The organism is Niallia sp. 01092 (assembly GCF_052318935.1).
Classification (GTDB): Bacteria; Bacillota; Bacilli; order Bacillales; family Cytobacillaceae; genus Niallia.
The window spans coordinates 135981-148959 of record NZ_JBQRKO010000003.1 but is presented as its reverse complement, the minus strand read 5'-3'; the positions used below and the strand labels follow the sequence as shown (position 1 = coordinate 148959).

The 12979-nt window shown below is 33.4% G+C and carries 11 protein-coding genes; 7 read left to right on the top strand and 4 right to left on the bottom strand.

Translation table 11 applies throughout. The features are described 5' to 3' along the window. Nucleotides 1–59 precede the first annotated feature (59 nt). Together ACTXGU_RS04500 and ACTXGU_RS04495 are read left to right on the top strand one after the other, a co-directional pair. Entirely contained in the window at nucleotides 60–1397 is a 1338-nt protein-coding gene (locus ACTXGU_RS04500) for an RNA-guided endonuclease TnpB family protein (RefSeq protein WP_443480304.1), read from the top strand. Nucleotides 1398–1927: 530 nt separating this feature from the next. Further along, nucleotides 1928–2743, top strand: a complete 816-nt coding sequence (locus tag ACTXGU_RS04495; protein ID WP_443480303.1) for a lipid II flippase Amj family protein — start codon at nucleotides 1928–1930, stop codon at nucleotides 2741–2743. A gap of 98 nt (nucleotides 2744–2841) precedes the next feature. Here the strand turns inward: ACTXGU_RS04495 and ACTXGU_RS04490 are convergent, their stop codons facing one another. Beyond that, nucleotides 2842–3270 (bottom strand): MarR family winged helix-turn-helix transcriptional regulator, encoded by a 429-nt coding sequence (locus ACTXGU_RS04490; protein ID WP_443480302.1) that lies wholly within the window; start codon nucleotides 3268–3270, stop codon nucleotides 2842–2844. A gap of 121 nt (nucleotides 3271–3391) precedes the next feature. Between ACTXGU_RS04490 and ACTXGU_RS04485 the strand changes: the two genes are divergently transcribed. Together ACTXGU_RS04485 and ACTXGU_RS04480 are read left to right on the top strand one after the other, a co-directional pair. After that, on the top strand, nucleotides 3392–3979 hold the full coding sequence (locus ACTXGU_RS04485; protein WP_443480301.1) for an NAD(P)H-dependent oxidoreductase: 588 nt from the start codon (nucleotides 3392–3394) through the stop codon (nucleotides 3977–3979). Nucleotides 3980–3985: 6 nt separating this feature from the next. Next, nucleotides 3986–4480, top strand: a complete 495-nt coding sequence (locus ACTXGU_RS04480; RefSeq protein WP_443480300.1) for a hypothetical protein — start codon at nucleotides 3986–3988, stop codon at nucleotides 4478–4480. Between the two features lie 359 nt (nucleotides 4481–4839). On the opposite strand, the gene ACTXGU_RS04475 is transcribed toward ACTXGU_RS04480, so the two are convergent. From ACTXGU_RS04475 to ACTXGU_RS04465, 3 genes are all read right to left on the bottom strand, one after another. Beyond that, a complete protein-coding gene (locus ACTXGU_RS04475; protein WP_443480299.1) occupies nucleotides 4840–5547 on the bottom strand; it encodes a hypothetical protein in 708 nt (235 codons plus the stop codon). Between the two features lie 179 nt (nucleotides 5548–5726). After that, nucleotides 5727–6155 (bottom strand): VOC family protein, encoded by a 429-nt coding sequence (locus ACTXGU_RS04470; RefSeq protein WP_443480298.1) that lies wholly within the window; start codon nucleotides 6153–6155, stop codon nucleotides 5727–5729. Between the two features lie 539 nt (nucleotides 6156–6694). After that, a complete protein-coding gene (locus ACTXGU_RS04465; RefSeq protein ID WP_443480297.1) occupies nucleotides 6695–8236 on the bottom strand; it encodes a glycoside hydrolase family 68 protein in 1542 nt (513 codons plus the stop codon). Between the two features lie 915 nt (nucleotides 8237–9151). On the opposite strand from ACTXGU_RS04465, the gene ACTXGU_RS04460 reads away from it, so the two are divergent. The 3 genes from ACTXGU_RS04460 to ACTXGU_RS04450 all read left to right on the top strand — a co-directional run bounded on the left by ACTXGU_RS04460 (nucleotide 9152) and on the right by ACTXGU_RS04450 (nucleotide 12738). Further along, nucleotides 9152–10819 (top strand): ribonuclease J, encoded by a 1668-nt coding sequence (locus ACTXGU_RS04460; RefSeq protein ID WP_443480296.1) that lies wholly within the window; start codon nucleotides 9152–9154, stop codon nucleotides 10817–10819. A gap of 213 nt (nucleotides 10820–11032) precedes the next feature. Then, complete coding sequence (locus ACTXGU_RS04455) at nucleotides 11033–11686, top strand: MtnX-like HAD-IB family phosphatase (protein ID WP_443480295.1); 654 nt, start codon at nucleotides 11033–11035, stop codon at nucleotides 11684–11686. Next, nucleotides 11683–12738 (top strand): iron-containing alcohol dehydrogenase family protein, encoded by a 1056-nt coding sequence (locus tag ACTXGU_RS04450; protein WP_443480294.1) that lies wholly within the window; start codon nucleotides 11683–11685, stop codon nucleotides 12736–12738. The genes ACTXGU_RS04455 and ACTXGU_RS04450 overlap by 4 nt, the downstream gene beginning before the upstream one ends. Nucleotides 12739–12979 lie beyond the last annotated feature (241 nt).

The following is a 12979-nucleotide window of genomic DNA, read 5'->3' as shown; positions in this document are numbered from 1 at the left end:
GAAACAAAGAGAACATACAATTCTATCAAAACGAGAAAAAGCAAATTATGAGGAAAATATTGGATATACAAGAACAATTGGAGTTAACGGAGTATGCTATGCACGATTATCTTAAAACCATTCGGAGCCATTTTGGAAATACATTAAATGTAGATATTGCTCAAAAGGCAGCTACTCGTGCTTGGAATACGTTTCATAAAAAATTGAAGGGTGAATCCAAGAAAGTAAACTTTATTAAACGCGGAGAAATGTTTAGTTTTGAAGGGAAGAAAAACAATATCGGCTGGTTTTATCGAAATGGAGCCATTGTTTTTAGAAAAACAAATATACATTTAATCATGAAAAAAAATGATTTGTACATGCAGGAAGCGTTGTCTAACATCGAAAACAACGTTGAATTTGAATACAAAACGAAAAAAGGCATGCTAAAAGAAGCTTTCCATAAAGTGAAATATGTTCGTATTGTAAAACGTGTAATACGAGGGGAAACTCGTTATTTTGCACAATTGATTGTTCAAGGATTTCCTCCAGCGAAACGAAATAAAGATGGATCATTCAAGCATCAAATTGGAAAAGGTCGTGTTGGCGGAGACTTAGGAACTTCTTCTATTGCAGTCGTTGGAGAGAATAACGTTCTCTTAACGAATTTAGCTGAGATTGTGATGAATCAATCAAGAAAAATTCGATTGATTCAAAGAAAAATGGATCGTTCAAAACGAGCTATAAATCCGAAAAATTATCATCAAGACGGAACCATTAAAAAAGGAAAAAAGACGTGGATTTACTCCAATCGTTATTTGAAGTTGAAAGCCAAAATAATAGAATTATACCGTAAACAAGCTGATAACAGAAAACAATCTCATCGTACATTAGTTAATAGACTGCTCTCTTTCGGAGATGAACATTACTGGGAAGAAATGAACATAAAGAGTTTGCAAAAGCGTTCTAAGAAAACAGAAATCAATGAAAAAACAGGAAAATATAAACGTAAAAAGCGTTTTGGGAATAGCATTGGACATCGAGCTCCTGCGATGTTTATAAGCATACTTGAACATAAAGTAAAAGCTCAAGGCGGAATGTTTAAGAAAGTGAATACAAGAACATTCAAAGCTAGTCAGTATAATCATAAGACAAATGATTATACGAAAAAAGAATTGAAAGAAAGGTGGCACATCTTTGATAATGGGACAAGCATTCAGCGAGATTTATATTCGGCGTTTCTGTTGATGAATTCCAATCAGACAGGAACAAAAACTAATAGAAAACGTTGCAAAGAGACGTTTGAGCTGTTTCGATCTTTACATGATAAAGAAATAGAAAGAATAGAGAAACAAGGTATGTTGGTGTTAAATTCAGGTATTCGATTAAAAAACAAAAAAACTGCTGCAGCAGTTTAAAATATAATGGCGGTGTGACCTACCGAGTCTGTGAGGACCATAGATGCAGTCGCAAATGGCAACAGAGGTTGCTTTGGCTGTGAAAGTTCTGAATAAACCTTTTAAACATAATGTTTATTAATGTCAGTGCTTCATTCCCAAGCCGTCTACTTGTAAGAGTGTGGAGTGTGTGAATGTACTTGTACATGTATGAATGAAGAGAAGCAAGAGTTTTTCAGAACCCCATTGCTTTAGCGGTGGGAGTGTCAGATTAATGAAATAACAATAAATAGTATAAATATGGTAATATAAAAAATAAAGCTGTTTTCGTATAGATTGTTGCTTTTAAACGCGCAGCCTGAATACACTTCGTCTGTTTAGCGAGCGTCGAGTCTCCTCGTCGCATACGCTCTGCTTAAGTCTCGTCTTTCCCGCATTCCTACAGGAGTCTACGTGTATTCAGTCTGCTGAGTACTGCTTTTCCCATTTTTTTATGTAAAAAACAACAAACTTTGAGAAAACAGCCAAAAATAAAAAAGCAGGTAACTATTTTGGAATTTATCACTGAAAAACTATTGTTCATCTCTTTATTTATTTTGATCATTCATTCAATCGAAACACTTGCGTATGCAGTTCGATTATCTGGTGCAAGGGTAAAACTATTAGCCTCTGCTTTATCTTTATTTAACGTAATGGTTGTATTTTCTCGTTTTTCGAATATGATGCAGCAGCCTTTTACAGGGAGTTTAATAGACAATGCTCCTAAAGAACATAAGCTGGAATTTGTAGAAAATCAATTTAGAGTTATTATTGGTGCTGCATCATTAGGCACAATTTTAGGAATTCTCTTGCTTCCTACTTTTATTGCTCTTTTTTCTAGAGCCATCATTCATTTGTCGGAAGGGGAAGGTTCTGTTCCTTCCTTATTGAAAAAAGGTTTTACTTTAGAATTCATTAAGCGGGGCTTAAAACATATACACCTACCAAGGCTTTCTTATATAAAGGATATTCAGTTGAAAAATATCCCAGTTAAATTATTTCTTATTAATATGGTCGTAACAGCAGTCTATACCATTGGAGTGATTGCTGCTTTATATGCGTCGTTATTGGCTCCTGAAAGAGACTCAACAGCAATAATGGCATCAGGACTTATTAATGGAATAGCCACTATTTTACTTACTATTTTTATTGATCCGAAAATATCTATCCTTGCTGATGGTGTCATTAATCAAAAGGGAAGCTACCTTCAATTAAAAAGTATGTCGATCATGATGATTACTTCTCGCGTAGCAGGAACGCTGCTTGCTCAACTTTTGTTGATTCCAGGAGCTGAATACATTGCTTGGCTTACTAAGTTTATTGCATAGTTTGATTGGTTTTGTCATTCGATAGAGTGATGATCAAAGAGAATCTTGTCATGGATAGAAATAATCGTTTCTGTCCATGACAAGATGTATTAATCAGCTTAATAAAATAGTTTTTTGTGCAGTATTTCTAAGGCTCGGTCCATCTCCTCTAATTCTTCTTTTGAAGCATCTTGTATTCGATTTAGGAAACCCGTTTCTACATATTTAAAGGCTTCGTTCATCATTGTTTTCCCATTATTTGAAAGACGGATAAATTGTTTTCTTCGATCCTCCATATCTTCCAATTTTTCAATTAATTTTTTTTCGCTTAATTTTTTCAGCTCACGACTTGTATTCGGCATGGACATGTGCTGACAATCACTAATTTCACTAATGGTAACGGGCTGATTTACATATATATATTTAAGAATATTAAATTGAACCGGAGTAACGGTATCCAGTTTAGCGTTTTTTGTTAATTCATGTGTCACTTGATGAACAGAAGTTGTAAACACGATAAATTTCTGAAAAAAATCTTTCTTGTCCAAAATTATCACCTCGTATTAACAAGATAGCAAAATAATTATCAAAAAACAATTATCATTTGACAATTAAAAGAGATAGGATTATTATTTAGTTATCAAATGATAATTAAAGGGGAATGGCGATATGAACATGCTTGTTATTTATACACATCCTAATCACAAGAGTTTAAGTTATGCATTTTTGCAAAAAGTTATCAAAGGAAGTAGTGAGAACTCCAATATTAAAGAAGTTCAGGTATTAGATTTGTATGAAGAAGGGTTTGATCCGAGGCTTGTATTTAATGAGACAAAACGAAGACGTGATATGCATAGTGACCCGAACTTAGAAAAATATAGAAAACAAATTAGTTGGGCCGACAAGATTGTTTTGATCTATCCGATCTGGTGGGGAAGACCTCCTGCCATGCTCTTAGGATATATTGATCAACTATTTGCTTCTGGCTTTGCCTATAACGATAAAGGGGGACTTTTACCAGAGGGACTCTTGAAAGGAAAGTCTGTCGTGTGTATTTCCGCCATGAAGGGGCCAACACATTATCCATTGTTTTTCTTAAATAATGCGCATAAAATGTTAATGAAAAAAGCCCTTTTTAATTTTGTAGGCATCAAAAAAGTGAAATTTTTTGAATTTGGCAATATGGAAAGTCCAAAAGGAAAACAAGCGGAAAAATTGGATAAAATCTATCGTTATTTTAAAAACATAGATCGTTAAGGGGAAATGACAAGGAGTGAGGATTGTATAAATACTTTCATACTTTATTATAAAATGTACGAAAACAAAGTAGAGGCTATCGATTATATAGATTGGACAATTGCTATGTTGAAAAGCGGTTATTCGAGTGACTCTCTCCTTATTTTAAGTTCCTTGCAAGAGCCTCTGAATTTATTTGAGGTAGAGGATTATTTTAAAAGATCAGTGAAGGAACTGAATATTTATAAACCGTCATATGAGGAATGTGCAAGAAGCTTTATTGTCCACTTATCGGAAATGATATTGGCTGGCGGTAATAACATGGTTGAAGTTGCCAATGAGATATATAGCGTAGTGAGGAGTTTGGAATATCCTGAGGATCTAATAGAGTGGTATAAGATAACTGAATGGATGGATGATTTTCGTTATGGCGACAATATATCCAATATAAGTGAGCAAACATTGACCGAAATGATAATCAAAATAGCAAAGAATCAAATAGGACGTTATGTATCCAAGTAAGTTAGAAAGGGTACATAACACTTTTTTATTATGAAAGGCTGTTTTCGTATAGATTGATGCTTTTAAACTCGCAGACTGAATACACTTCGCTTTCCGTGGGCGAGCGTCGAGCCTCCTCGTCGCATACGCTCCTGTGGGGTCTCGTCTTTCTCGCATTCCCACAGGAGTCTACGTGTATTCAGTCTGCTGAGTATTTCTTCTCCCACTTTTTTTACTTGAAAAACAACAAACTTTGAGCAAACAGCCTTAGACAAAGAAGTAATTGAAGTACAAGTATTTCAGTCTTTATTGTTAAATTGGGTACTGTAGCTTATATTACATCGTTGTCATAGGACCATTTAACGTCAAGTAATAATGTATTAATTAGCTCGGATAAACAAACTGATGTCTTTTGATAAAATGGATGTGTCCCAGGGATGCCAAAAGTATGTTTTTCCGTCAAATTGTAGGTTGAAATGATATGCAATTGGTTCATCCATATAAAAAATCATTTCATAATAAGTGGGGTCTTTCTCCGACGTATCAGGTTGAAAATTCGGGCTATTTTTACTATGCTTTAATATTTTTAGGAAGGTATTGATTTCTTTTTGGCTATTCAATTTATTCACAAGTTTTGTACCGTCTGGCGTATTCATTTGATAAATTTCCACTTTAGTTACTTTTTCGGTGGGCATATCTTTATAATGCCATTTATATTTACTATCTTCAGTTGAATAGTAAACTTGATAGCCGTTTATTGTATTTAGAGATTCAACGGCAATTAAATTTGAGTGACCCTTTAAAGAAAAGATAGTCGTACCTTTTTCGTAAAATGCCGCATCTCCGTCTTTTATTTTGTAATGAGGGTTTGTGACATTATCAGCGACTTTAAATTTAACAGTTCCGATTTTTTTACCAATTAACTTTTTATCAGCTAAAACGCCAGTATATACTCCATCATATGTTTTTCCATCCCATTTAATAAAATCAACCCAATCGATTTCGATTTCGGAATGACCATCAAATGGTGTTGATCTACAACCTGTTAAAATGATGATAAGTAAAATAAATAGACTCCATTTTTTCATAAACATCGCCCCTTTTTACGTTAGACGAAAATTTAGTGCCATTCGTTCCATATCATTTATCTAAATATAGGTTGTTTTATATGTATTTCTTCATTTGTTGTAAATAGTATTAGAAATCAAAAAAAGGATATAGAATCCTTCTTCAGAAGAGAGTTCCATATCCCTTTATATTAAGAGAATTACATGTTCATTTCTCCACTATCATGGTTGAATTGCCAATGAATTCCGAACTTATCTGTTACTTGTCCGTAAAGTTTACTCCAAAATGTTTCTTGAAGGTCCATGCCTACCGTGCCGCCTTCTTTTAGTTTATTAAAAAGAGAGATCATTTCTTCCATATTACTATTTACAACTGCAAGGGTGATGTTGTTTCCTTCAATAAAAGGCATTCCAGGGAAGACATCTGAAAACATAACAGGGCTTCCATCAATGATAAGCATTGTGTGCATGACTAAATTTTTTGCTTCATCTGGTAGAGGGTAGTCTGGATGAGGTGGTGTTTCTCCAAAGGTCATAATTTGTGTCATTTCTGTTCCAAAAACCTCTGCGTAAAACTCTACTGCTTCTCGACAGTTCCCATTAAAATTAATATAAGCATTAACAGACATTTGTTTCACCTCTAAGTAAGATTTTGTCAAACATTGTAAACCACGTACACATCTATTCTACCATGTATATATACATAATGAAAATTTCAGCTAGAACACTGAATGAAAAATTAGTAGAAATTCTACGCTATTTATAAAAAAATCGGGTTTATCCTACTATTGAAAAATTGCTGAAAATTGGCAGGGAATATAAGGGTTGTATTGTTATCTTCTACTATCATCTTAAGATCTAACCAATAAAGCGTTATGAGCACCTCATTTTTCAAAATATACCCTCTTGTTGGATGAATAGCATTGATAGTTTGTGGATTAATTGAGGGATCTTTTATACAAAAGTGGCCCGATTAAAGTGATGATTCTTGAGTTTATAAATTCTGTTTATTGCTTAGTTGTAGGTGTGATTATGTGACATATCTGAAAAAAAGAAAATGCCGATATAATTTGGCATTTTCTTTTTTAGATATTATAGGATACTTTTAGTATCCTATAATATGTTAATACACTATTTTTGCTTATATGAAGTAAGCGAAAACTCTTTGTTATCTAGTATTTTCAGTTGTTAATTGACCTTGTTCAAGGATGCTGTCTTTTACGACAGAAGTTTTTGAACCTTTAATTTTCATTAAGAAACTTGGTGCAAAAGTAGATTTATGATCTTCAAAGTAACCTCTGTTTGTCATGTAGCTTGAGACTACCACTTTATTACCTTTAACTTGTGGTATTGCAAAGTGAGCGTAAGTCCAAGTAATGTCATATGGGTTAAGATCTTGATGCAATACAAGTCCTGTTCCGTTTAATGGTTTGAATGGTCCAGTGATTGAATCTGCTACATATCCTAACATGTAAATGTCTTCTTTATCAATTCCGTCAATGAACATTTTAGATCCTCTTGAACTAGTAAACAAATACCATTTTCCATTCATTTCAAATAAGTTAGCTCTTTCAATTTCATCTGTTACTGTATTGGATGCAATTAATGGCTTCATCACTTTTTTCAACGTATAGTTATCATTTAATTCAATGATACCAAGTGCACCATTTGCTAAAGAAGAGTAATATTTACTCGGACTTTGAAGCAATCTAGCTTTTTCTCGTTGGAAGAATTTGTTGTTCGCAGCATAGAAAGCTTTTTCCAATAATTTATTATTTCCGCCATCGAAAGATTTGTTGAAGAATTTATTATTTCCGCCATAGAAAGCTCTATTATAGAAAGATTCTTTTCCTTGATAGCCAGTTTCTGTTCCTGTATTTGCCTCAAATACAAGGTATTTATGTCCTTGTTCATCTTCTACATAATGAGGATCTCTTAATGTGTGGTTATCATCAAAGTTTCTGTTACCAAATGCTTGGTCAACAGTTTGATAATTCTTACCGTCTCCATCAAAGATTGATTTAAAATCATTCACGCCATCTACTTTAAGTGTACTATTGTTTGGTTGAGATACATTAACTTGAGCTGTTGTTAATGTTTGTTTACCAAACATTCCTTTTGATTCATCCCAGTATTGGCGATTTGTATAGAATAAGCGAATTTTTCCATTAGAAGTTAAAGTCGCAGATCCAGACCATTCTTCTGCTTGAGTGTGTAGAATAGGATCATTTGTATTATATTTATCACTGTCCTTAAATACTCTTCCAGCACATTTCCAACTGTCAATAGAATCTTCGCCTACTTTTTTATAGAACAAGTAAATAAATGTGTCCCATGGTCTTTTTGGGTCTCCAGCTAAACCAAATACGATTTCATAGCCTTTGTAATTTGCTACTGTTCCATCTGCGTTTTGCAGCGGCCATGAATCCCAAACATCCAAATTAATAAGGTTTCCAAACTCATCATAACCTTTTGCAGATTTAATGTTTTTAATAGAGGATGCATCGAATTGAGGCACCTTAAATTGCTCGTCTGTTTGTTGCAGAGGAATTTGCAACGCATCATAACGTGTAATGTGGGAAAAGCCATAATCTTTTATGTAATCCATACTGTCTTTTCCTTTTGCAGAAGCTAGCGATCCTCCTCCCGCAAGTAATGCTGTCGTTAAGGTTAGTACTGTTGCTCTTTTGGCAATGTTTTTAATTTTCATAAACTTCCCCTCTTCTTTTAACCTATGTATCTAAAAAGTTAGATTGATATATCATATTGTTTTCTCACTTTTTAGACCAAGAAACTGCCTCTCTATTATTTATTTAGATATTTTTGTATTGCTAAACTAATAAAGTTCATAAAGTATATGCACAATGTGCAAGTTTATATATGAATTTCTATAATTTAAGCATCTATGTAGTTGAGAGAAATTTCTAAATAGAATAACAAGATTTAGTTTCAACACAAGATTACTCTGATAAGGAGGTGTGGTCAATTCGACCAAATGTAACAAATTTCAAAACGTATTTATTGCTTGGTAAAAAATAACTAGGATAAAACTAACAATTTTTCCTGATTTTAAAGCAAGCAGAACACAAAATTTTTATCATCTTTTTCGATTCTTTTCTTTTATGAGAGAATGTATTATTTTTTCTCTAATCACTATCTATTAGTCTTTTATGAATAAGAAATCCATGCATAATATACATGTTCAAAGCCTATGAATATTAACTTTTTCACGTTCTATCTCTATTTTTTATTTCAAAAAGGAATAGAGTAGCGGGACAGATAAATACATCATTTTTTTCATTCATATGGAATGAAAGTAACTATTTCTTAATTTTTTATATTTTTTAGATGTAAAATAATGTTAAATGTTACTGACAATAGAAGGGGATGGGCTTTAGTATAAATCGGTACTTTTATCATAAAAAAATTTCTTTATATCCCCTTAGATAGAAATATTTGGTCATAAAATGATAAAAATAATGAATTGATAATATAAAAAGCCCTGTATATTGTTTAAACACAGTAAAAAAATCGTGTATTTTTAGTGTCTAGTAGATGGAATCGACAAATAAAGAATATCAAATGGGGGATACTAATAATATCGAGGAATTGGGAGGAAAAAATCATGACTACAGAAAAATTATCGATATTTGCTTTAGGTGGCATAAATGAAATTGGAAAAAACATGTATGTTATTCAATATGAAGACGATATTGTCATTATTGACTGTGGAGGAAAATTTCCCGATGAGAGTTTATTAGGCATTGATTTAATTATCCCTGATATTAGTTACTTAGAAGAAAATAAGGATAATATTCGGGCATTGCTTGTTACACATGGTCATGAAGATCATATTGGCGGAATTCCCTACTTATTAAGAAAACTAAATATACCTGTTTATGCTACACGCTTTACATTAGGGGTAATTGAATTAAAATTAGACGAACATAGGCTAAAAAGAGATGCGAAGCTAGTTCAGATTGATTCGAATTCAGAACTTGATTTTGGAAAAATAAAAGCATCCTTTTTTAAAACTAGCCATAGTATTCCTGATTGTCTAGGCATGGTTTTTCATACTCCAGAAGGAAATGTTGTTCATACAGGTGATTTTAAATTTGATTTAACCCCAATGAATAATCAATATGCTGATATTCATAAAATGGCCGAGATTGGCAAACAAGGTGTTTTGCTTCTAATATCTGAAAGTACAAATGCAGAACGAACTGGCTTAACTCCATCGGAAAAAATGGTAGAAGGCCATATGTATGAAGCTTTTACGAAAGCAGCCGGGAAAATTTTTGTTTCTACTTTTGCTTCCAATGTGAACCGTGTTCAGCAAGTAGTTCAAGCTGCCATCAAAACGAATCGAAAGCTTGCGCTGCTTGGACGAAGTATGGTTAATATTGTGTCTGTAGCAATGGAGCGTGGCTACTTATCCATTCCTGATGGGATGCTGATTGAGGCAAATGAAGTAGATAAACTCCCCTCTGAAAAAGTAGTTATCCTGTGTACAGGAAGTCAGGGAGAACCAAATGCTGCTCTTGCCCGACTATCAACTGGAAACTATCGGGATATTTCTATTTATCCTGGCGACACGGTTATTTTAGCTGCATCTCCAATACCCGGAAATGAACGGGATGTTTCTCGAATAATCGACAACTTATTTCAGCTTGGCGCCAATGTTATTTATGGATCCGGCAGTACAACAGGCATGCATGTTACTGGGCATGGCTACCAGGAAGATCTTAAGCTCATGATTACTTTAATGAAGCCAACGTATTTTATTCCCATTCATGGTGAGTTTAGAATGCTTTATCATCACCGGCAGCTGGCTGAATCTGTAGGAGTAAAGGAAGGAAACACCTTTATTATCAAAAATGGGGATGTCGTTGATATTGAAAACAAAATTGCCCGTCAAACAAGGAAGATTCCATCAGGAGATACATATATTGATGGAATCGGGGTTGGTGATGTTGGGGATATTGTCTTAAGAGATCGAAAACAGCTTTCGGAAGATGGAATGTTAGTGATTGTGATAACTATTAGTAAAGAAGAAAGAAAGATCATTTCAGGACCTGACACCATCACTCGTGGGTTTGTATATGCCAGAAATGCAGATGATCTTCTAAGCGAAGTGAACCATCTTGTGACAAGAACGGTTAATGACTTGCAATCCGAGAATATCCGACAATGGAAAGCAATAAAACAAAATATTAAAAAATCAGTAGGACAATATTTATTCACACAAACGAAGAGAAAACCAATGATTTTGCCGATTATTATTGAAATTTAAGACTAAATTGCCTCTCCTAATAGGGGGGCAATTTTTGTGAAATTTATATAAAAATTTTATGAGTTTTTTAGTAGTAATATTAAAAAGCAGTATAATAAAAACATTATATTTTCTTTTTTTAAGGCTTTGAGGTGGATGTATTTTCTCTTTGCTGTCATTATTTTTTAAGAGTTATGAAATATCTTATATGAAAAAGAATGGGGGATATAGTTAATGAAACGTTGGGCATTTGTATCTGATTTTGACGGAACTATTTCAAAAAAAGACTTTTATTGGCTTGTTATTGAGCAATATTATCCAGAAGGGAATGATGTTTATAAAGAATGGAAAAAAGGGAAGGTGAAAGATATTGATTTTTTGCGGACTGTATTTAAAGCGATTCACCAAGACGAAGAACAAATTATTAAAGATGTTCACGGTATTCCAATTGATGAATATGTGCCAGAATTTATTAAGCTTGTACAAAAAAATGGCGGAGATTTTTATATTTTAAGTGCCGGTACGGATTATTATATCAAGCATCTTATTAATAAGTACAAGATTGAAAATGTAAAAATATTCTCAAACGAAGGCGTATTTCGTGAAAGAAATATTCATCTGAATGTTGATGTTAATGACTGGAAGTATTCTGAACGCTATGGCATAGATAAAGCGATAGTCATCAAAAAACTAAAGGAAGAATATAATTTGGTTTATTACGCAGGAGACAGTGAGCCTGATTCACACCCAGCTGTTTTTGCAGATTTAACATTTGCAAAGGATTTTTTAAAAGATTTACTGAAAGAAAAAGGGGTGCCATTTATTGCTTTTGAGGACTTTATGGAAATAGAAAAATATCTAGTAGATAAAGGTTTGATTTTGAAATGATGAATCAAGGAAGAAGTTTTAATGCACCTGCGATATTAGAAATTGGTGAAGGAGTTATTCAGGAATTAGAAGTTCATTTAAAGAAATACGAGTTTATGAAAATTATTCTTTTTTTAGATGATTATACGAACAAACATTTTGCACCAGGCATTTTAGAATCTTTTATTACAGTCAAAATTGAAACGGAAGTTCTTCCTGCTAAAATGGATATTCATGAGCTTATTTCGATAGCGTTTAAAATGAGCAACTATGATGCAATCCTTGCCTTGGGGGGAGGAGCGATTATTGATTTTGGAAAATATATTGCATTTACTAGAAAGATACCGTTCATTAGCATCCCAACATCTGCTTCTAATGATGGCTTTGCAAGCAGCAGTTGTTCCCTGCAAGTAAATAATAAAAAAACAACAGTTCCTACGAAAATTCCTTTCGGCATTATAGTAGATTTAGACATTATTCGAACAGCTACAAAACATTTAATTCTTGCTGGAGTTGGGGATTTAATGTCCAATATTACAGCATTATATGACTGGAGCTTTGAAGAAAAACACGGAGTTGCTAATGTAGATGCATTTGCGGCCATGCTTAGTAAAAAAGGAGTAAACAGCTTTGTACGAACCCCAATGTCAGATGTGGAACAACCTATATTTCTAAAAGAATTAGTAAGCTCTATGACAATGGGAGGAATTGCGACCGAAATTAGCGGGACGAGCGCACCGATTAGTGGATCAGAGCATCTTATTTCTCATGCATTAGACAAGATTTCAAAAAAACCACAAATGCATGGTGTACAAGTAGGGATTTCCACCTATTTAATGGCTCTAGTACAGGAGCATCGATATGAAAGGGTGGGAAAGGTTTTTCAAAGAACCGGCTTTTTCGATTATGTAAAAAAATTAGGTTTAGATAAAGAAGAATATAAGCAGGCCATTGACTTATCTCCTGAAATAAAGCCTAACCGCTATACATATCTTCATGAAAAATCATACCGTGATATAGCGAAGAAGCTGCTTGATGAAGATCCAATTTTAAGAGAAATATTTGAAAAATAAATGAATACAAAAGAAATTAGGCAGTTTTTGTTCAACATATATCGAGCAAAAACTGCCTAACTATATAAGTTCTTCCTTCGTAGTAATCAACTATTAATGTTTTCTGTATATTGAAGGGTGATTATGTTTAGGTTACATTTAACCATCTATTTACTATGAGAAGCTACTTTTCAGATAGGTAATAAACTAAAGGTTTATTATCGATTTTTAATTTACAATAACTTATCAAAAAATCCATTGT

Excerpts from the sequence above, each read along its gene's own strand:
- ACTXGU_RS04485 (WP_443480301.1), top strand. The coding sequence starts at position 3,392 with ATGAACATGCTTGTTATTTATACACATCCTAATCACAAGAGTTTAAGT.
- ACTXGU_RS04480 (WP_443480300.1), top strand. The coding sequence starts at position 3,986 with ATGACAAGGAGTGAGGATTGTATAAATACTTTCATACTTTATTATAAA.
- ACTXGU_RS04475 (WP_443480299.1), bottom strand. The coding sequence starts at position 5,547 with ATGAAAAAATGGAGTCTATTTATTTTACTTATCATCATTTTAACAGGT.
- ACTXGU_RS04470 (WP_443480298.1), bottom strand. The coding sequence starts at position 6,155 with ATGTCTGTTAATGCTTATATTAATTTTAATGGGAACTGTCGAGAAGCA.
- ACTXGU_RS04465 (WP_443480297.1), bottom strand. The coding sequence starts at position 8,236 with ATGAAAATTAAAAACATTGCCAAAAGAGCAACAGTACTAACCTTAACG.
- ACTXGU_RS04460 (WP_443480296.1), top strand. The coding sequence starts at position 9,152 with ATGACTACAGAAAAATTATCGATATTTGCTTTAGGTGGCATAAATGAA.
- ACTXGU_RS04455 (WP_443480295.1), top strand. The coding sequence starts at position 11,033 with ATGAAACGTTGGGCATTTGTATCTGATTTTGACGGAACTATTTCAAAA.
- ACTXGU_RS04450 (WP_443480294.1), top strand. The coding sequence starts at position 11,683 with ATGATGAATCAAGGAAGAAGTTTTAATGCACCTGCGATATTAGAAATT.